Annotated in this window: 17 protein-coding genes; 11 read left to right on the top strand and 6 right to left on the bottom strand. The window is 59.7% G+C overall.

The window, feature by feature from the left end; translation table 11 throughout:
• Positions 1 to 8: 8 nt before the first annotated feature.
• Positions 9 to 581, bottom strand: coding sequence for a peptidylprolyl isomerase (locus ASG19_RS11760; RefSeq protein WP_062456848.1), 573 nt, complete (start codon positions 579 to 581; stop codon positions 9 to 11).
• A 31-nt stretch (positions 582 to 612) separates the two neighbouring features.
• Positions 613 to 1,107, bottom strand: coding sequence for a pantetheine-phosphate adenylyltransferase (coaD, locus tag ASG19_RS11755; protein ID WP_062456845.1), 495 nt, complete (start codon positions 1,105 to 1,107; stop codon positions 613 to 615).
• Positions 1,108 to 1,527: 420 nt separating this feature from the next.
• Here coaD and ASG19_RS11750 point away from each other — a divergent pair, with 420 nt between their 5' ends.
• Positions 1,528 to 1,710 carry a hypothetical protein gene (locus ASG19_RS11750; RefSeq protein ID WP_062456843.1) on the top strand — a complete coding sequence of 61 codons (183 nt, stop codon included), beginning with the start codon at positions 1,528 to 1,530 and terminating at the stop codon, positions 1,708 to 1,710.
• Positions 1,711 to 2,161: 451 nt separating this feature from the next.
• Here the strand turns inward: ASG19_RS11750 and gyrA are convergent, their stop codons facing one another.
• Entirely contained in the window at positions 2,162 to 5,023 is a 2,862-nt protein-coding gene (gene gyrA / locus ASG19_RS11745) for a DNA gyrase subunit A (protein ID WP_062456840.1), read from the bottom strand.
• Positions 5,024 to 5,251: 228 nt separating this feature from the next.
• On the opposite strand from gyrA, the gene ASG19_RS11740 reads away from it, so the two are divergent.
• Both ASG19_RS11740 and ASG19_RS11735 read left to right on the top strand, forming a co-directional pair.
• Positions 5,252 to 5,884, top strand: coding sequence for a MarC family protein (locus ASG19_RS11740; RefSeq protein ID WP_062456837.1), 633 nt, complete (start codon positions 5,252 to 5,254; stop codon positions 5,882 to 5,884).
• Between the two features lie 34 nt (positions 5,885 to 5,918).
• Entirely contained in the window at positions 5,919 to 7,094 is a 1,176-nt protein-coding gene (locus tag ASG19_RS11735) for an HPP family protein (RefSeq protein ID WP_062456834.1), read from the top strand.
• Between the two features lie 17 nt (positions 7,095 to 7,111).
• On the opposite strand, the gene ASG19_RS11730 is transcribed toward ASG19_RS11735, so the two are convergent.
• Positions 7,112 to 7,696: a single-stranded DNA-binding protein gene (locus tag ASG19_RS11730; protein WP_062456831.1), complete on the bottom strand. Its 585-nt coding sequence runs from the start codon at positions 7,694 to 7,696 to the stop codon at positions 7,112 to 7,114.
• Positions 7,697 to 7,941: 245 nt separating this feature from the next.
• Between ASG19_RS11730 and uvrA the strand changes: the two genes are divergently transcribed.
• Positions 7,942 to 10,863, top strand: a complete 2,922-nt coding sequence (uvrA, locus tag ASG19_RS11725) for an excinuclease ABC subunit UvrA (protein ID WP_062456828.1) — start codon at positions 7,942 to 7,944, stop codon at positions 10,861 to 10,863.
• A 36-nt stretch (positions 10,864 to 10,899) separates the two neighbouring features.
• A complete protein-coding gene (locus ASG19_RS11720) occupies positions 10,900 to 11,712 on the top strand; it encodes a DUF72 domain-containing protein (RefSeq protein ID WP_092662382.1) in 813 nt (270 codons plus the stop codon).
• On the opposite strand, the gene ASG19_RS11715 is transcribed toward ASG19_RS11720, so the two are convergent.
• Positions 11,709 to 13,196 (bottom strand): bifunctional ADP-dependent NAD(P)H-hydrate dehydratase/NAD(P)H-hydrate epimerase, encoded by a 1,488-nt coding sequence (locus tag ASG19_RS11715; protein WP_062456822.1) that lies wholly within the window; start codon positions 13,194 to 13,196, stop codon positions 11,709 to 11,711. The two genes, ASG19_RS11720 and ASG19_RS11715, sit on opposite strands and share 4 nt — an antisense overlap.
• Positions 13,197 to 13,527: 331 nt before the next feature.
• Here ASG19_RS11715 and ASG19_RS11710 point away from each other — a divergent pair, with 331 nt between their 5' ends.
• The 4 genes from ASG19_RS11710 (at position 13,528) to hspQ (ending at position 16,822) form a co-directional block, all read left to right on the top strand.
• Positions 13,528 to 13,866, top strand: a complete 339-nt coding sequence (locus ASG19_RS11710) for a P-II family nitrogen regulator (RefSeq protein ID WP_007753933.1) — start codon at positions 13,528 to 13,530, stop codon at positions 13,864 to 13,866.
• Between the two features lie 71 nt (positions 13,867 to 13,937).
• A complete protein-coding gene (gene glnA, locus ASG19_RS11705) occupies positions 13,938 to 15,347 on the top strand; it encodes a type I glutamate--ammonia ligase (RefSeq protein ID WP_062456819.1) in 1,410 nt (469 codons plus the stop codon).
• 132 nt (positions 15,348 to 15,479) lie between these two features.
• The gene (locus ASG19_RS11700; RefSeq protein WP_062456816.1) at positions 15,480 to 16,400 is read left to right on the top strand and encodes a DMT family transporter; all 921 of its coding nucleotides are present in this window, start codon (positions 15,480 to 15,482) and stop codon (positions 16,398 to 16,400) included.
• Positions 16,401 to 16,492: 92 nt separating this feature from the next.
• Positions 16,493 to 16,822: a heat shock protein HspQ gene (gene hspQ, locus ASG19_RS11695; protein ID WP_062456814.1), complete on the top strand. Its 330-nt coding sequence runs from the start codon at positions 16,493 to 16,495 to the stop codon at positions 16,820 to 16,822.
• Between the two features lie 87 nt (positions 16,823 to 16,909).
• Here the strand turns inward: hspQ and ASG19_RS11690 are convergent, their stop codons facing one another.
• A complete protein-coding gene (locus ASG19_RS11690; RefSeq protein WP_062456811.1) occupies positions 16,910 to 17,566 on the bottom strand; it encodes an invasion associated locus B family protein in 657 nt (218 codons plus the stop codon).
• Positions 17,567 to 17,899: 333 nt separating this feature from the next.
• On the opposite strand from ASG19_RS11690, the gene ASG19_RS11685 reads away from it, so the two are divergent.
• Together ASG19_RS11685 and ASG19_RS11680 are read left to right on the top strand one after the other, a co-directional pair.
• Complete coding sequence (locus tag ASG19_RS11685) at positions 17,900 to 19,669, top strand: extracellular solute-binding protein (RefSeq protein WP_062458041.1); 1,770 nt, start codon at positions 17,900 to 17,902, stop codon at positions 19,667 to 19,669.
• A 53-nt stretch (positions 19,670 to 19,722) separates the two neighbouring features.
• Positions 19,723 to 20,394: a DsbA family oxidoreductase gene (locus ASG19_RS11680; protein WP_062456808.1), complete on the top strand. Its 672-nt coding sequence runs from the start codon at positions 19,723 to 19,725 to the stop codon at positions 20,392 to 20,394.
• Positions 20,395 to 20,404: the final 10 nt, after the last annotated feature.

The raw sequence follows: 20,404 nt of genomic DNA, 5'->3' as shown, positions 1-20,404 counted from the left end.
TGAGTCGATCATTTCTTGCCGACGGTCACCTTGACCATCTTGTCGGGATTGGTGACTTCGCCATTGCTGCCGTCGCCACGCTTGATCTTGTCCACGGCTTCCATGCCGGACACGACCTTGCCGATTACGGTGTACTGACCGTTCAGGAACGGACCTTCGTCGAACATGATGAAGAACTGCGAGTTGGCAGAATTCGGGCTCTGCGAACGGGCCATGCCGACAGTGCCGCGCTCGAACGGCGTCTTGGAAAACTCTGCGGGAAGATCGGCAAGATCCGAACCGCCGGTGCCGGCGCGCGAAGCGTTGAAGCTCGGGCCGCCCTGCTTGCCGAACTTGACGTCGCCGGTCTGGGCCATGAAGCCGTCGATGACGCGGTGGAATATGACGTTGTCATAGGCACCCTTGGCAGCCAGCGCCTTCACCTGCGCAACGTGCTTCGGTGCCGACTCAGGCATCAGCTGGATCACGACCGGGCCATCCTTCAACTGGATGGTCAGAAAATCGTCTGCCGCCGCAACGGCTGTTCCGACCGTGGCAGCGAGCGCGAGGGCGCCGGCTATGGCGAGGCGAAGCAGTTTCATCAGAAGACTCCTGTTATCTTTTGTCGCAGAATCAGCGTTTGTGCTTTTCGTTCAGGGCGCGCAGTACCACAGCCGGCACGAATTCACCGACATTGCCGCCCATGGCAGCGATCTGGCGGACCAATGTGGCCGTTATGGGCCGGGAGGCCGCCGCAGAGGGCAGGAATACCGTCTGAAGGTCTGGCGCCATTGTCCGGTTCATGCTGGCCATCTGAACCTCATAGTCGAAATCGGTCCCGTCGCGCAGGCCCCGCACCAGGATTGTCGCCCCCTGCTCCCGGGCCGCGTCGATCACCAATCCTTGGAAGGAAACCACCGAAAGACTGTCGCGGCGAGCAGGCAGAGCCTCCGAAAGTGCCGCTGCGATCAATGCCGCGCGCTCCTCGAAGCTGAATACCGGCACCTTGCCCGGATGAACGCCGATTGCCACGACGACCCGTTCAGCGATGTTCAGCGCCTGCACGAGAATATCGAGATGGCCGTTTGTCATCGGGTCGAATGAGCCGGGATAAAGAGCGATCGTCATACTGAAGTCGGAGCCTGTTCCAGCTGAATTTCAACGGCCTTTTGTCACGGAAGGCCGCCCGCTGCAAGGCTTTCCCAAAAACTGAACGAAAGATGAATGCGTCGTTCAAGGCCGTTTCAGCCGGCTCATGTTTAACTGACAAACATGACGGGGCGAGATCATCGTCCCGCTGAGTTGAGAGATACGGAAATGCTGGCTTTGATGATTTTCGCTGCAATCGCTGCAGCGCTTTTATTGGACGCCGCGATTTACGTATTCGGATCGCCAGACCTCTGAGAAGTGGAAACGCGATCCGGAACCTGAACGCCAGATGAACGCGCCATTCAAGCATGCTTCAGAGCCGTTCAGATAGGTCACTCTCATAATGTGGTGTCGCTGCGCGCAGTTCACGCGCTCAGGCAATTAAAAGGATAATCGGATATGATGATCGCAAACAAAAAGATGGCTATGCCCGACAAGATCACCATGATTAACCTCGTATGGAGCGCCATGATTGCTGTCATGTTGACGGCGACGGTCACTCTCTACCAGGACCGCTCGGATGTCGACGGCTCCAACTACCCGCAGGTTACCGGTCGTTACAGCGACATCTCCTACTATTGATCGCCTGCCGCGAGGAGCTGGACTGGGACTTCATCCCATTGGCCGTTCCTCTGAAACATCCGCGATCACCGACACAGCAATCGTTCCCCCTGAACTTTGGGCGCGTTGTCGGGAAGATTTAGAGCGACAAGCCACAGCATTATTTTCGTGAACGTTAGCGAACAGGGCGCGATGCCCTTTCCGCGCCAAGCGGCTCAAACAAAGCCGGAGGATGGTTTCCCATCCTCCGGTTTTCTCGTTGTTGATGTCCTCTGCCCTCCGGAAGGACGCGACCTATTCAATCGCATCCCAATCCAATGATCGAACACCGCGCCACTAGTTTGATCGCCGGTGCCAAATACTGGTGAGATGCCCAACCCCTTGAAGCTACTCAAACAGAAGCCGGAGGATGGTTTCCCATTCTCCGGCTTTTTTCGTGGTTCTAGTCTTTTGCCGTCCGGGTGGAGGCGACCTACTCGGTCGCATCTCCATCCGTATCGGCTTCAGGCGCATCTGCTTCAGGTGCGTCGGTATCGGGAGCAATCCCGAGGTCACCGGTTTCGGCCGAGATCTCACCCGGCAACTCGCCGTTCTCGTCTTCGTTCTCCGGCTCACTGATGCGCTCGACGGAGACCACCTTCTCATCCTTGTGGGTCGAGAAGATCGTGACGCCCTTCGTCGCACGGCTGGCAATGCGAATGCCGCCAACCGGAACACGGATCAGAACACCGCCATTCGAAACGAGCATGATCTGGTCACCCTCGTCGATCGGGAAGGCGGCAACAAGTTCGCCGATCTCAGCAGTCTTCGAGGTATCGGTGGCGCGGATACCCTTGCCCCCACGGCCCGAGGTGCGGAAGTCGTAGGAAGACGAGCGCTTGCCGTAGCCTTTCTCCGAAACCGTGAGAACGAACTGCTCGTGCTGCTTGAGGTATTCGTAGCGCTCATCGGAGAGCTGTCCCTCTTCGGTGACTTCCTCACCAACGAGAGCGATATCCTCTTCGTCCACCCCGGCCGCACGGCGCTCAGTCGCCGAGCGCTTGAGGTAAGCGGCACGTTCCCATGGCTCGGCATCCACATGCCCGACGATCGTCATCGAGATGATGCGGTCGCCTTCGGCCAGATTGATGCCGCGGACACCGATGGAATTACGGCCAGCAAACACGCGGACCTCTTCGACCGGGAAGCGGATCGCCTGGCCAAGCGCGGTTGTCAGCAACACGTCGTCGCCGGGCTCGTTGAGGTCGAGGTTCGGACCGCTGCAGGTCTCGACGGAGAGGATTTCGTCACCCTCTTCCTCGAGCTTCATGGCGATCTTGCCGTTGCGGTTGACCTGCACGAAGTCCGACAGCTTGTTGCGGCGAACCGTGCCGCGTGTCGTCGAGAACATCACGTCCAGGTTATCCCAGGACGTTTCGTCCTCGGGCAACGGCATGATCGTGGTGATGCGCTCGCCGGCTTCCAGCGGCAGCATGTTGATCAGGGCCTTGCCGCGCGATTGCGGCGTACCGATCGGCAGGCGCCAGACCTTTTCCTTGTAGACAATGCCACGCGAGGAGAAGAACAGCACCGGCGTATGAGTATTGACGACGAATAGCCGGGTAACGAAGTCCTCGTCGCGCGTCGCCATACCGGAGCGACCCTTGCCGCCACGACGCTGCGCGCGATAGGTCGCCAGCGGAACACGCTTGATATAGCCGAGATGCGAAACGGTAACGACCATGTCCTCGCGGGCAATCAGGTCCTCGTCGTCCATTTCGAGACCGCCTTCGAGGATCTCGGTGCGGCGCGGTGTGCCGAATTCGTCGCGAACGGCGATGAGTTCGTCCTTGACGATCTGCTGGATGCGAACCCGTGACGACAGGATGTCGAGATAGTCGGAGATCTCGGCGCCGATCTTGTTCAGCTCGTCGCCGATTTCATCGCGGCCGAGCGCCGTGAGGCGGGCAAGACGCAGTTCGAGAATCGCGCGGGCCTGTTCCTCGGAGAGGTTGTAGGTCAGGTCCTCGTTGATCTTGTGACGCGGATCGTCGATGAGCCGGATAAGAGCCTCGACGTCATGGGCCGGCCAGCGGCGGGTCATCAACTGCTCGCGGGCCGTCGCAGGATCCGGTGCACGGCGGATGAGCGCAATGACTTCATCGATATTGGCAACGGCGATCGCCAGACCCACCAACACGTGAGCGCGCTCGCGCGCCTTGCGCAGCAGGTATTTCGTGCGGCGGCTGACGACTTCCTCGCGGAAGGACACAAAGGCCTTCAGCATGTCGATCAGCGCCAGCTGCTCCGGCTTGCCGCCATTGAGCGCCACCATGTTGCAGCCGAACGACGTCTGCAGTGGCGTGTAGCGGTAGAGCTGGTTCAAAATGACGTCGGCATTCGCATCGCGCTTCAGCTCGACGACGACTCGGTAACCCTGTCTGTCGGACTCGTCACGCAGATCGGAAATCCCTTCGATCCGCTTTTCGCGGACGAGTTCGCCAATCTTTTCGACCATCGAGGCCTTGTTCACCTGATAGGGAACTTCGGTGATGATGATCTGCTCACGGTCGCCGCGCAGAGGTTCGATCGTCGCACGACCGCGCATCATGACGGAGCCACGACCCGTCTCGTAAGCCAACCGAATGCCGGCGCGGCCGAGGATCATCGCACCTGTCGGAAAGTCCGGGCCGGGAATGATCTGCATCAGCTCGGGCAGTTCGATCGCCGGATTGTCCATCATCGCGATGCAGCCGTCGATCACTTCCGACAGATTGTGCGGCGGGATGTTGGTCGCCATGCCGACGGCGATGCCGCCTGCGCCATTGACGAGCAGGTTCGGGAATTTCGCAGGCAGAACCACCGGTTCCGACAGCGTGCCGTCATAGTTGTCGCGGAAATCGACGGTTTCCTTGTCGAGATCGTCGAGCAGCGCATGGGCGGACTTTTCAAGCCTGCACTCGGTATAGCGCTCCGCCGCCGGCGGATCCCCGTCGATCGATCCGAAATTGCCCTGTCCGTCGATGAGGGGCAAGCGGAGCGACCAGTCCTGCGCCATACGTGCCAGCGCATCATAGATCGCGGAGTTGCCGTGCGGATGGAATTTACCCATCACGTCACCGGTTACGCGGGCGCATTTGACGTATTTCTTGTTCCAGTCGATCCCGAGCTCGGACATGCCGAACATGATGCGCCGGTGAACCGGCTTCAGTCCGTCACGAACATCGGGAAGTGCGCGGCTGACGATCACGCTCATCGCATAATCGAGATAGGACCGCTGCATCTCTTCCATAATGGAAATGGGTTCGATGCCTGGAGGCAGCTTTCCGCCGCCGGGTGTGCTTTGCTCAGTCAAATCGGATCACGATCTCTGTTCGGAATCATTTGAATTTTTATAGCGGAAAGCGGCTCCGGGCGCCAATTTCCACTGAATTTGCTTTGTAGTTGTGAACAGGTTTTGCGGCATTTGGAAGGTGTTCGCCACGATCGTTGGATACATTCGTTGCAAGACTTCCCTAAAGCGCCCGGCTGTCCTAACAATCTTATCATTGAACGGCAAGCCGAGCGTCCTCTAGGAGTATCCATGGCCTCACCCGATGCTCTCATCAACGCGTTGACCACTTTGCTGGTCACGCTCGACCCGCCGGGTCTGGCGCCGGTCTTTCTGGGCCTGACGGTCGGCATGACGACGGCACAACGGCGCTTTGTCGCCTTCCGTGGTGCGCTGATCGCCTTCGGGATCCTCGCGGTGTTCGCGCTGTTCGGATCGAGCGTTCTCGGCCTGCTCGGTATCTCGATCGGCGCCTTCCGCATCGCGGGCGGCCTGCTGCTGTTCTGGATCTCATTCGAAATGGTTTTCGAGAAGCGTCAGGAGCGAAAGGAAAAGACGTCTCAAAAGGCGATCACGATCGACCATATCCACGATATCGCCGTGTTTCCGCTCGCCCTGCCGCTGATCGCCGGCCCCGGAGCGATTTCCGCGACCGTCCTTTTGTCGGGAACATTCACCAGCGCTCTCGACCGCGCCCTTCTTATCGGGGTCCTCGCGCTGATCATGGTGGTGCTCTACGCAACGCTTCTGATCGCGGAAAAGCTCGACCGTTTCCTGGGTGTGACAGGGCGCGCGATCCTCACCCGGCTTCTCGGGGTCATCCTCGCTGCCTTGTCCGTTCAGTTCGTGGTCGATGGCATCCGGTCGGCATTCGCGATACCCTGATCCTTCCTGAGACGGACGGCCGAAAGCTCAATCCATGCACATTCTAAACCGTCTGATCGGACAGGCACCGAACCCGATCAGCATGAGGGAACGGCTCCGCTCTGCGGGCGGCGCCTTGCTCGGCATTTCCCTGACGGGACTGGGCGGCAGTCTCGTCGCCGGCTTCGAACCGTCATTGCCGGCACTGATCGCCCCGATGGGTGCCTCGGCCGTGCTGCTTTTTGCCGTCCCGTCGAGCCCGCTCGCACAACCCTGGTCCATCTTGGGCGGCAATATTCTCTCGGCCACTGTCGGCGTCACAGTCGCTGCGCTCGTGCCAGACCCTGCCCTCGCCTCGGGCCTCGCCATTGGCATAGCGATCGCGGCGATGATGGCGCTGCGCTGCCTGCACCCGCCAAGCGGTGCGATTGCCCTGACCGCAGTGCTTGGCGGCCCGTCCATCCACGCGATGGGATACGGATTCGTCCTCTGGCCGGTTCTGGGCAACTCGCTGACTTTGCTGCTGCTTGCGATCATTCTCAACAATCTGGCAGGCCGGCGCTATCCGCATGCGCCCGCTACGCCTTCCCCTTCGCACGGCACCAAGGATCCGCCGCCGAGCGGCCGTATCGGGTTCCGCCGGGAGGATCTCGACGCCGTCCTCAGAGACTATGATCAGGTCCTCGATATCGATCGCAGCGACCTCGAAACAATTATTCGCCTGACCGAACTGCGCTCCTACCGCCAGCGCGCCAGCCACCTCACCTGCGCCGACGTCATGTCCCGCGACGTGATCGCGGTGTCACCGGATGATCCCCTGGGGAAGGCGCATCAGTCCATGCGCAACCACCGTCTGAAGGCCCTGCCCGTCACCAACGAAAAGGCTGAGGTGGTTGGCATCGTTACGCAGACGGATTTTCTGGACAAGCCAATCTGGACCGGCGGTCGCCCGACGATCGGCCCGCGCCAGCGTTTGCGGCTGATGATGCAAGGCGCAACAGCGCCAAACCATATCGTAAGGGATATCATGACCGCGCCGGTCCGGACGATCGAGCCGTCGGCACCGCTCAACGACGCGGTCGTCATGTTTGCCGAGGAAGGCCTGCACTACCTGCCGATCGTCGGCGAGAACGGCAAACTCGTCGGAATACTCTCGCAGTCCGACGTGCTTGTAGCGATGCTTTCGGACCGCGCCACTCATGCTCCAACCGAACATGAAAAAGGCGCCTGAGCGGCGCCTTTTTTTGATCAGAATGGGATGTCGTCGTCGAGGTCGCGGGAGAAGTTCCCGCCGCCACCACCGGAGGACTGGCCACCCTGGCTGCCCTGAGCACCGCGCCCTGCCGGTGCTCCACCCCCGGAACGCGGACGATCATAGTCATCGCCGCCGCCACCGTAGTTGCCGCCGAAATCACCGCCGCCACCGCCGCCGAAGTCGCTTGCACCACCACGTGCGCCGCCGCGCTCACCGCCGCCTTCGCCACGACCGTCGAGCATTGTCAGGGTCGAGTTGAAGCCCTGCAGCACGATTTCGGTTGAATAACGATCGTTGCCGGTCTGGTCCTGCCATTTGCGGGTCTGCAGTGCGCCTTCGATATAAAGCTTGGCGCCCTTTTTGACATACTGCTCGACGACCTTGCAGAGGCCTTCGTTGAACACGACGACCGTATGCCATTCTGTCTTTTCGCGACGCTCGCCCGACGTACGATCGCGCCAGCTTTCCGACGTGGCGATGCGCAGGTTTGCGATCGGGCGGCCATCCTGCGTCCGGCGGATTTCCGGGTCGGCGCCGACATTGCCCACCAGAATGACTTTGTTCACGCTGCCCGCCATTGTATTCACCTCGTTTGCCGCCAAGCGCGGCTTTGAAAACCAATTACCCCACCTTAAACCATCGACCGCCCGGATTGGGCAATGCCGAGGTTTAATCCACAGTGAATTTTGTTCTTTCTTTGTTCTATTTTCTCCGTATAGTTCTGTCAAGCATTCGGAACCGGGTTGCGTTGCAACAGTTTCGTCTCGACAGGCGGCTTTCGATAACTACATAAGGACCTTCGATCCTCCCCGAAGGCATAACGATGAGCGAACTCAAAACCATTTCCATCCGTGGTGCGCGCGAGCACAATCTGAAGGGTATCGATCTCGATCTGCCCCGTAACTCGCTGATCGTGATGACCGGCCTGTCCGGCTCCGGCAAGTCGTCGCTTGCGTTCGACACGATCTACGCCGAGGGCCAGCGGCGCTATGTCGAGAGCCTGTCGGCCTATGCACGCCAGTTTCTGGAGATGATGCAGAAGCCTGACGTCGACCAGATTGAAGGCTTGTCTCCGGCGATCTCGATCGAGCAGAAGACGACCTCGCGAAATCCCCGCTCGACGGTCGGCACAGTCACGGAAATCTATGACTACATGCGCCTGTTGTTTGCGCGCGTCGGCGTTCCATATTCGCCAGCGACCGGGCTTCCGATCGAAAGCCAGACCGTCAGCCAAATGGTCGACAGGGTCCTTGCTTTCGAAGAAGGCACCCGTCTTTATATTCTCGCACCAATGATCCGCGGGCGCAAAGGCGAGTACAAGAAGGAACTCGCCGAGCTGATGAAAAAGGGTTTTCAGCGCGTCAAGGTAGATGGCCAGTTCTATGAGATCGCCGACGTTCCAGCGCTCGACAAGAAATACAAACACGACATCGACGTCGTTGTGGACCGCCTTGTGGTGCGATCCGACATTGCCGCGCGTCTGGCCGACAGCCTTGAGACATCGCTGAAACTGGCGGATGGCCTGGCCGTTGCGGAGTTCGCCGACAAGCCTCTGCCGGAGAAGGAAACCTCCGCAGGCGGATCTGCCAACAAGTCGCTCAACGAAACCCATGAACGGGTTCTGTTTTCGGAAAAATTCGCCTGCCCTGTGTCCGGATTCACCATTCCGGAGATCGAGCCGCGGCTGTTCTCCTTCAACAATCCCTTCGGTGCCTGCCCCACCTGCGATGGTCTCGGATCACAGCAGAAGGTGGACCGGAACATGATCGTGCCGGAACCCGGCCGGACCCTGAAGGATGGCGCGATCGCGCCCTGGGCGAAGTCCACCTCGCCCTATTACAACCAGACGCTCGAGGGTCTCGGCAAGGTCTTTGGTTTCAAGCTGACGGACCGCTGGGACAAGCTGTCGGATAGCGCCCGCTCGGCGATCCTTGAGGGCACCGAGGAAAAGATCGAGTTCAATTATGCCGACGGCGCACGGTCCTACAAGACGACCAAGACGTTCGAAGGCATCGTCCCCAATCTCGAACGGCGCTGGAAGGAAACCGACAGTGCCTGGGCGCGCGAGGAGATCGAGCGTTACATGTCGGCCGCTCCATGCCCGTCCTGTGCCGGCTATCGCCTGAAGCCGGAAGCGCTGGCGGTCAAGATCAATAAGATGCATATCGGCCAGACGACAGAAATGTCGATCCGGCTGGCACGCGACTGGTTTGCGGCGCTCCCCGAGCACCTGAACGCGAAGCAGAACGAAATCGCGGTGCGGATCCTCAAGGAGATCCGCGAGCGCCTTCAGTTCCTGAACGACGTCGGGCTCGACTATCTCAGCCTGTCGCGAAATTCCGGCACGCTGTCCGGTGGCGAGAGCCAGCGCATCCGTTTGGCATCGCAGATCGGTTCCGGCCTCACGGGCGTGCTCTACGTGCTGGACGAGCCATCTATCGGCCTCCACCAGCGCGACAATGCCCGCCTGCTCGAAACGCTGAAGCATCTGCGTGACATCGGCAATACTGTCATCGTCGTGGAACATGACGAAGACGCCATTATGACCGCCGATTACGTCGTCGATATCGGCCCTGCCGCCGGCATCCACGGCGGCACGGTCGTCGCCGAAGGCACGCCGCAGCAGGTCATGGCAAACCCCAAGTCACTGACCGGTAAATACCTGTCGGGCGAACTCGGGGTCGCAGTTCCCACTGAGCGGCGCAAGGTCAAAAAAGGCAAGGAACTCAAGGTTTTCGGAGCCCGCGGCAACAACCTCAAGAACGTTACCGCGGCGGTACCGCTCGGCGTTTTTACCGCCGTGACCGGCGTGTCGGGTGGCGGCAAGTCGACCTTCCTGATCGAAACGCTCTACAAGTCGGCCGCACGCCGCGTCATGGGCGCGAGAGAAATCCCGGCCGAGCACGATCGGATCGACGGGTTCGAGCATATCGACAAGGTGATCGATATCGACCAGTCGCCGATCGGTCGCACACCGCGCTCCAACCCGGCCACGTATACTGGCGCCTTCACGCCGATCCGCGACTGGTTCGCCGGCCTGCCGGAAGCCAAGGCCCGCGGTTACGCACCCGGCCGCTTCTCCTTCAACGTCAAGGGCGGCCGTTGCGAGGCTTGCCAGGGCGACGGCGTCATCAAGATCGAGATGCACTTCCTTCCGGATGTCTATGTCACCTGTGATGTCTGCCACGGCAAACGCTACAACCGCGAAACGCTCGACGTGCATTTCAAGGGCAAGTCGATCGCCGATGTCCTGGACATGACGGTCGAGGAAGGTGTCGAGTTCTTTGCCGCGGTTCCGGCCGTGCGCGACAAGCTGCAATCGCTGTTCGATGTCGGTCTCGGCTATATCAAGGTCGGTCAACAGGCAAACACGCTCTCAGGCGGCGAAGCGCAGCGCGTCAAGCTCGCCAAGGAGCTGTCGAAGCGTGCCACCGGCCGCACCCTCTATATTCTCGATGAGCCAACCACGGGCCTGCATTTCCACGACGTCGCGAAACTTCTGGAAATGCTGCACGAGCTGGTCAACCAGGGCAATTCGGTCGTGGTCATCGAGCACAATCTCGAAGTCATCAAGACCGCCGATTGGGTTATCGACATTGGCCCCGAAGGCGGCACGGGTGGTGGGGAGATTGTTGCCTGCGGCACGCCGGAACAGGTCGTCAAGGAGAAGCGCTCCTATACCGGCCAGTTCCTTAAGGAGCTTCTGGAACGGCGTCCGGTCAAGAAAGTCCAAGCGGCAGAATAGTTTTTACCGCCGCCAATACCTGTTCCGGGGAGATGAGTGATGACACCAGGCATAATTCGAACAGGTATCGGCGGCTGGACCTTCGCGCCTTGGGAGGGCACGTTCTATCCGGACAAGCTGGCGAAGAAACGCCAGCTTGAATATGCGGCGTCCAAGCTCAAGGTCATCGAGGTCAACGGCACCTATTACGGGTCGCAAAAGCCCGAGACTTTTGCGAAATGGGCGTCCGAAGTGCCTGACGGATTCATCTTCTCGCTCAAAGCCAGCCGCTACACTACCAACCGCAAGGTCCTGGCCGAGGCGGGCGAATCGATCGAACGCTTCCTGCAGCAGGGGCTCGTCGAACTCGGCGACCATCTTGGGCCGTTGCTGTGGCAGTTCGCGCCGACCAAGAAATTCGAGCCTGACGATTTCGAAGCGTTTCTGAAGCTGCTGCCGGACGCGCTGGAAGGGCTGCCTTTGCGCCACGTCGTCGAGGTCCGCCACGACAGCTTCAAGGTTCCGGAATTCGTCGAACTTATCGCGAAATACAATGTCGCGCCCGTCTGCGCCGATCATTTCGACTATCCGATGATCGCCGACGTTACCGCTGATTTCGTCTATGCTCGGCTGCAAAAAGGGTCGGACGAGATCGAAACCTGTTACACGAAGCCGGATATGAAAGATTGGGCGAAAAGGTTGAAAACCTGGTCTGCCGGTAGCGTCCCCGACGATCTACCTTTGATCGACGAATCGCGAAATCCCGCCAAAAAGCCGCGCGACGTCTACGCCTTCTTCATCCACGAGGGCAAGGTCAACGCCCCCGGCGGCGCAATGGCCATGCAGGAGATGCTCGACGCCAGGAACTAGGGCTCTTTATTCGGCAGGATCCCTGCTCTCTTGGCCAGATCTTCCGCGGTCATGTCTGGGGTCAGGCTATTGGCCGCTTCGCCGTGTAGGTAGACGCCTGCCGCCGCGGCCTCGAAGGCGGGCATGCCCTGAGCGAGCAGCGCTCCGATCATTCCGGCGAGCACATCTCCGGAGCCTGCGGTGGCAAGCCAGGGCGGCGCACTCGTGTTGATCAGGGCGCGGCCATCGGGTGAAGCGATCACCGTGTCTGCACCCTTGTAGACGATGACGGCGTTGGCCCGCGCCGAGGCTTTCAGCGCCTTCTCCGGCTTGCTGAGTTCTTTGCCCTCAGCCAAATCCGGAAACAGCCGGGCAAACTCCCCCTCATGTGGGGTCAGTACCAGGCGCGTCTCGCCCTCCGAGAAGGCTGAAAACAGCGTATCAGGATCGTCCTTGAACGAGGAAATGCCGTCCGCGTCCAGCACCAGCCGCTTGTCCTTCAGTGCCAGCACGAACTCGCGGGCTTTCTCCCCGACGCCGAACCCCGGGCCGAGCACGAAGGCGGAGAGTTTTGCCGAACCCAGCCACTCGGCGAGGTCTGCGACATCGTCGATTGCATGAAGCATGATTGCTGTCAGCGAGGCGGCATTGACGGGAAGTGCGTCCGTCGGGCTTGCAACGGTAACGAGCCCTGCCCCGCGCTTCAGACCCGCCGTCGCCGAAAGCCGGGCTGCGCCCGTCTTGTCCGCGGGACCGCTGAACACGACCAGATGGCCGCGCGTATACTTGTGGCTGTCACCCAACGGTGACGGCACAGCTGAGCTCCAGATCGACGGCGCGTTCTCGGCAAGACTGCCGGCCTTGCTCAAAACGATTCGTCGGGGGATGCCGATATCGAAAACCTCAAGTTCGCCGCAGAGCTCGCGTCCCGGCATGAGGACGTGGCCCGGCTTGCGCGCAACGAATGTCACCGTCCGATCTGCACGCAACGCCGCGCCAAGCGCCACGCCGCGCCGGCCGCATAGTCCAGACGGCAGATCGACGGCAAGCACGGGTGTATCGGTGGCTGCCAGACGATCAGCGAGTGCCGCCACGCTATCGGAGACGTTTCTGGAGAGCCCTGCCCCGAAGAGCGCATCGATGACGACATCACCTGGCGATGGCACATAACTGTCCAACGGCTGGGTATCGAGGGGGCAGCTTGAACGGGCCTCAAGGGCATCGCCGCGCAATTGTGCGGGATCCCCCAGACTGTAGACCACGCAGCGTGTGCCGGCTTCGTTCAAGGCCGCCGCTGCGACATAGCCGTCACCGCCATTGTTGCCGGGTCCACACAGGACGACAAAGCGCAACGCGCCGGGAAAATGTCGAAGAGCCGACGCCGCGACAGCCCGGCCCGCGCGGTCCATCAGCCCTATCGAGGACATGCCTGATGCTGCCGCGGCCGTGTCGACGGCTGCCATATCGTTAGGCGTCAGGAGCAAATGAGCGAATGAATTGGTCATTTGTCTATTCAAAGGCAAAACAGGGGAAATACAAGCGCGATCTTAGTGATCAAAAAATCATCAAATGCACAGAAAACATGCTTATTTAGTAGGTGGACAGGCATGCGCTCGGTGCGGCGGGCGGAAGCGATTTCGGCAAGGATACGGCGTCAGGCGCACAAACCCGGACGTGGCCGACCGCGTTCAGCAGGCAATCCACCGAAAAATGGAAAGTTTTGACGCAAACCCGTGTTATTTTCTGAAAAACGTGAAAGAGTTTGGCACGAATAGTGCATCGGCCTGTTTGGCGGGCATGGGCCTGCGACTGGGAGAAGCGGAGAGTTGGTTTCTCATGAAGAAGATCGAAGCGATCATTAAACCGTTCAAGCTGGATGAAGTGAAGGAAGCCCTTCAGGAAGTCGGCTTGCAAGGGATTACGGTGACCGAGGCCAAGGGCTTTGGACGCCAAAAAGGACATACCGAGCTTTATCGTGGCGCGGAATACGTCGTCGACTTTCTCCCGAAGGTGAAGGTTGAAGTTGTGCTGGCCGACGAGAATGCAGACGCGGTCATTGAGGCCATCCGCAACGCGGCACAGACTGGACGAATTGGAGACGGCAAGATATTCGTTTCCAACGTGGAGGAAGTCATTCGTATTCGCACCGGCGAAACGGGTGTGGACGCTATCTGACCGCACTTTGAAGGCTGATAAGAAGCCGCGCGGACAGTTCATAACAATCATACAGGCGAGGAAAAGGTCATATGACGAGCGCAAGCGAAATCATGAAACAGATCAAGGAAAACGACGTCAAGTTCGTGGACCTGCGCTTTACGGACCCGCGCGGCAAGCTGCAGCACGTGACGATGGATGTCTCGGCCGTCGATGAGGATATGTTCGCCGATGGCGTCATGTTCGATGGCTCCTCGATCGGCGGATGGAAGGCCATCAACGAGTCGGACATGGTGCTGATGCCCGATCCGCAGACCGTGCACATGGACCCGTTTTTCGCGCAATCCACCATGGTCATCGTTTGCGATATTCTCGATCCGATTTCCGGTGAAGCCTACAACCGCGATCCGCGCGGCACGGCCAAGAAGGCCGAGGCCTATCTCAAGGCATCGGGCATCGGCGATACGATTTTCGTCGGCCCCGAGCCTGAATTCTTCGTCTTCGACGACGTCAAGTACAAGGCCGATCCCTACAATACGGGCTTCAAGCTGGACAGTTCGGAACTGCCGTCCAACGACGACACCGATTACGAGACCGGCAACCTTGGCCACCGTCCGCGCGTCAAGGGCGGCTACTTCCCGGTTCCTCCGGTCGATAGCCTTCAGGACATGCGCTCGGAAATGCTCACCGTCCTCACCGAGATGGGCGTGGTCGTCGAAAAGCATCACCATGAAGTGGCCGCTGCCCAGCACGAACTCGGTGTGAAGTTCGATACGCTGGTGCGCAACGCCGACAAGATGCAGATCTACAAATACGTCGTGCATCAGGTCGCCAATGCCTATGGCAAGACGGCCACCTTCATGCCGAAGCCGATCTTCGGCGACAACGGCTCGGGCATGCACGTTCACCAGTCGATCTGGAAGGACGGCAAGCCGACCTTTGCTGGTGACGAGTATGCAGGCCTGTCGGAAAGCTGCCTTTACTACATCGGCGGCATAATCAAGCACGCCAAGGCGATCAACGCCTTCACGAACCCGACGACGAATTCCTACAAGCGTCTCGTCCCGGGTTACGAAGCACCGGTTCTGCTTGCCTACTCGGCCCGCAACCGTTCCGCCTCCTGCCGCATTCCGTTCGGGTCGAACCCGAAGGCAAAGCGCGTCGAAGTCCGCTTCCCCGATCCGGCCCAGAACCCCTATCTCGGTTTTGCCGCCATGCTGATGGCCGGCCTCGACGGCATCAAGAACAAGATTCATCCCGGCAAGGCCATGGACAAGGATCTCTACGACCTGCCGCCGAAGGAACTGCGCAAGATCCCGACGGTCTGCGGTAGCTTGCGCGAAGCGCTCGACAGCCTCGACAAGGATCGCAAGTTCCTCACCGCCGGCGGCGTTTTCGACGACGATCAGATCGACGCCTATATCGAACTGAAGATGGTGGAAGTCATGCGCTTCGAGATGACGCCGCATCCAGTCGAATTCGACATGTACTATTCCGCCTGATCCGCGGACCAACCTGAAAACCAGAAACGGCGGGGCTTACCCGCCGTTTTTCATTCGTGCTTCATCGGAGCAGCAGGCTCCTAACCTGCGGTCACAGGCCCGTGCCTGCTTCACCGCCCCCTGGATTGCTTCATGCGCGATACCGGCAGCACGCCCCGTCCCCTCGACTGGCTGATCTTCCTTCTTGTCCCGGTCTTCTTCTCCAGCAACCTCGTTTTCGGCCGCGGCATTGTCGGCGAGATCGGTCCCTATATGACCGCGTTTATCCGCTGGGCAGGCTCGACGCTTATTATGCTGCCGCTGCTCTATATGGATCGTCGTGCTGCTGCGGCCTTTGTGCGGGCCCATACGTGGTTGTGGCTCTGGCTCGGCTTCCTCGGCATGGGCATTTGCGGCGGCTTCGTCTACTGGGCACTCACCATGACGACGGCCTCCAATGCCACGCTGATCTACAGCACGTCGTCGCTCTTCATCATTCTGCTGGAATGGCTGTTCGCCAGCCGACGCATCAGCATCAAGGAAATCTGCGGCATGGCGCTCGCCTTCGCGGGCGTCGCGGTCATCGTGTTGCGCGGCGACCTTGCTGCCGTTCTTCACATGCGCTTCAATCTCGGCGATCTCGGCATTCTGATCGCCGCGATCGCGTTTGCCTTTTATTCAATTCTGTTACGGCGCCCGGCAGCTCAAGCCGTTCGTCCGCTCACACTGTTCGGACTGATTGCCTTCTCCGGCTCGCTCATCCTGATCGTGCCGGCGATCTGGGAACTGTTTCACGGCGGTCTTCTTCCCACCAGCCAGTCCGCCTGGATGAAGCTTGCCGGCATCATTCTCTTCGCCTCGCTCGCCGCCTTCTTCTGCTTCCAGCAGGTGGTGCGGATCTTCGGTTCGGTCACGGCCGGGACCACGCTCTACCTCATGCCCCCGGTTTCGATCGTCATGGCCGTGGCGTTTCTCGGCGAAACCTTCGAGGCCTACCATGGTGTCGGCATCGTGTGCGTCCTCGGAGGCGTCATTCTTGCAACGTTGAAGGGAAGGCGAGCAGGAACGGGATGAGAACAAAGTGGAACTATCCTTACCACACCGCATTTGCCACTTGAGCAGCAACGGATTTACACCCACATTATGTTGCGAAAGGATGTCGCACCATGAAACAGCGAAATGCCAAGTTTACGATCGGGGAAGTCGTTCGCCACAAGGTGTTCCCGTTCCGCGGCGTCGTGTTCGATGTGGACCCCGAATATGACAATACCGAGGAATGGTGGAACGCGATTCCGGCCGAGATCCGCCCAAGCAAGGATCAGCCCTTCTACCACCTTCTGGCCGAGAACGACGAAACCGAATACGTCGCTTACGTCTCGGAACAGAACCTGGTCCATGACGAGAGCGACCAACCCCTGCGCAACCCGCAGGTCTACCAGATCTTCGACGCCGGCCCCTCCGGCAACCTAAAGCCGAAGGTCATCCTCGCCCACTGATCGGGGCCAGCCTGGTCGAGATAAATCGTCAAAACGAAAAAAGCCCAGTCTTTCGACCGGGCTTTTTTGTTGCTTTGAGATTTGAACTTACTGGCCCTGCTTGGCAGCGTTCTGAGCTTCTTCAAGCTTCTTGCGCGCTTCCTCAGCCTTCTTCTGCATGCCTTCTTCTAGGCTACGCTGGCTTTCGGCAAGCTGCGACTGGGTGATTGCGGCACCGTCATAGGCGCCGGTAAAGCCGGTCAGCGAAACCTTGATCGGGTTCGGCGCGCGACGGAAGTTCATCGACGTGAAGACGACGTCGGTGCCCTTCTTGAGGCTGGCGATCATCGCATCCGTCAGGGGCACTTCAGCTGTGCACTTGTCGGGAAGGCAGACGGCGTAGTCGAGCTTCTGACCCTTGGCACCGTCGATCTGCATGATGATGCCAGGCTGCACCATACGTGCGGTCGGAACCGAAACCTGAAGGATCTTGCGGTTCACTTTGCCTTCGACACTGATGAGGCCGATTGCCGTGATTAGCTGGCCGTTCTGGGCCAGAATGATGTTCTGCACAACGCAGAGATCAGCATCGTCCTGTTTGGTGCAGGTCTTGAACCAGCCAAGCGGCGGACCGCCGGCACCGGCGCCGCCCTGTGCGGGAGCTGCCTGCTGGGCGAAGGCTGCAACCGGCAGCGCAGCTACGCCGACCGAAACAGCAAGAGCAGACATGGCCGTCCGCATAACTTTGGTTGCCTTGAGCATCATAACGAAATCCGTCTCCTGAAATCCGCGGGCGCAGCATGCGCCGTCCACCCCGTCGAGATGTCCTACTGCCTGTCACCTGTCGCTCAAATGAGGCAATTGAATGACTCGGCGGGTGTTGCCAATCTGTTACATCGACGCGACGGCGATATCCAGCCTTTCTTTTGCTATTTTGACAAACCTCACCGTTGCAACGCAAGTTTGAAGAGCCTGTGCTTGGTGCATTGTCACCTATCCGCTATTTTCCGCCCGAATCAGCAGTATTGAGAGAAACGGAATGCTTTCATGAAGCGCAGTATATCCTTCTTGATCGCAGCGACGCTGTTTGTGCCTGTCATGGCATCCGGGGCGCGGGCGCAGCCTGTGCACGCGATCTCCATGCATGGCGAACCTGCCCTGCCCGCCGATTACCAGCATCTGAGCTACGTCAATCCGCAAGTGAAGAAGGGGGGCAGCGTCCGCTACGGCGTCGTCGGCACGTTCGACAGCCTCAACCCGTTCAACCTCAAGAGCATCCGCACCACCGCCCGCGGCGTCTGGGATCCGGCCTTCGGCAACCTGATCTATGAAACGCTGATGACCCGCTCCGCCGATGAGCCCTTCACGCTCTATGGTCTTCTGGCCGAAAGCGTCGAGTGGAATGATGAGCGCACGTTCATCCAGTTCAACATCAATCCCAAGGCAAAATGGTCCGACGGCCAGCCGGTGACACCTGAGGACGTGATCTTTTCCTTCGAGGTGCTGCGCGACAAGGGTCGGGTGCCGTTCTCCAGGCGTCTCGCCCCTGTGGAGAAGATGGAAAAGGTCGGCGAGCGCAGTGTCCGCTTTACCTTCAACGACACGGTCGACCGGGAATTCCCGCTGATCATCGCCGCCTCCACCCCGATCCTGCCGAAACACGCGATCGACCCGGAGACATTCGATCAGTCGACCCTGAAGGTGCCGCTGGGCTCGGGACCCTATCTTATCAAATCCGTCTCGCCCGGCCAGCGAATCGTCTACGAGCGCGATGAGAAGTACTGGGGCAAGGATATTCCGGCCAAAGTCGGTTTCGACAATTACGACCGAATCAGCGTCGAATACTTTTTGGAAGACAACACCCTGTTCGAAGCCTTCAAGAAGGGCGAGATCGACATCTATCCCGATGGCAGCCCGACCCACTGGGCGCGCGCGTATAATTTCCCGGCCATCCGGACTGGAGACGCGGTCAAGGAAGCCTTCACGCCGCAACTGCCGACGGGCATGCTGGGCTTCGTGTTCAACACGCGCCGGTCGATCTTTGCAGACGTCAATGTGCGCGCCGGCCTTTCGCTGGCCTTCGATTTCGAGTGGGCCAACCGGAACCTGTTCGAGAACGCCTATACCCGCACAGAAAGCTTCTGGCAGGGCTCGCCGCTGACTTCTCTCGGCAAACCGGCGGACCAGCGCGAGCTAGAAATCCTCGGTGACACCAAGAACCGAATCGAGCCCGACGTACTCGATGGTACCTACCGTATCGAAAAGACCAACGCGTCCGGTGCCGACCGCAGAGTGTTGCGAAAGGCCGTCGACCTTCTGAACAAGGGCGGCTACACGATCAAGAACGGCCGCATGACAAATGCCAGCGGGCGCCAGTTGTCGTTCGAGGTCATGACCCAGACCGTCGATCAGGAAAAGCTCGCCATCGCCTACCAGCGAGCCCTTCGGATGATCGGCGTCGACATGGCGATCCGCACAGTCGACGATTCGCAGTACCAGGCGCGGTCGGGCAGCTTCGACTACGACATGATCGTCAAATCCTACCCGTCGTCGCTGTCTCCCGGGATCGAACAGATGGGACGCTGGGGCTCCACCTCCCGCGACACGCCCGGCAGCTTCAATTTTGCAGGAACAGCGGATCCCGATATCGACCGGTTGATCGGGACCATGACAGCCGTCCGTAGCAAGGAAGATTTCGAAGCAACGGTTCGCGCCTATGACCGCCTGCTGATTTCAGGCCATTACATGGTGCCGCTCTACCATATTGCCGACCAGTGGGTGGCGCGGCGCAAGCAGATACGCTATCCGGAAACCTTGCCGCTATACGGCTATCAGCTCAACACTTGGTGGGATGAGCGGGCGCAGTAGACAGCTCGCCACCTCCCGATCGCAAGCCAAACCTGATTGGAAAGAGAACGCCGATGGAGCGCATCACCGTAGATATTGTCTCCGACGTCGTGTGCCCCTGGTGCTATCTGGGCAAGGCGCGGCTCGAGCTGGCAATCGCCGAAGTTCAGGACGAGATCGGTGTCGACCTGAACTGGCGTCCCTATCGCCTCAACCCGGACATTCCGCCTGAAGGTGTGGACCACAAAGCGTTTCTGGAAGCAAAGCTCGGCGGCAGCGAAACGGTCGCCCGCGCGCACGGGGCGCTCACTCAGCTGGGCCAGGAAGTCGGCATCGCATTCAATTTCGACGCGATCACGGTCGGCTCGAACACGCTCGATGCCCACCGTCTACTTCAGTGGGCGATGGTGGAAGGCCGCGAGGTTCAGGATCGCGTTGTGACCGCGCTGTTCAAGGCGAATTTCGAGCAGGGGCGCGTTGTCGGGGACCACGCGGTTCTCGCAGACATCGCCGTCGAAGCCGGTATGGATCGCACGGTCGTCGAGAACCTTCTGGCAGGTGACGCCGATAAGGACACGGTCCTTGCCGAGATCGACGCTGCGCAGAAGATGGGCGTCAACGGCGTGCCGTTCTTCATCATCGATGGACAGTATGCGGTGAGCGGTGCCCAGATGCCGGATGTTCTCGCCAACGCTTTCCGCGAAATCGCCCAGCTCAAAGCCGAAGCTCGCAAGGGCATGATCTAGCTCTCTGAAA

Origin of the sequence: Rhizobium sp. Leaf306 (assembly GCF_001423425.1) — a bacterium.
Taxonomy (GTDB): Bacteria; Pseudomonadota; Alphaproteobacteria; order Rhizobiales; family Rhizobiaceae; genus Neorhizobium; species Neorhizobium soli.
This window is presented reverse-complemented; position numbering and strand designations above follow the sequence as displayed.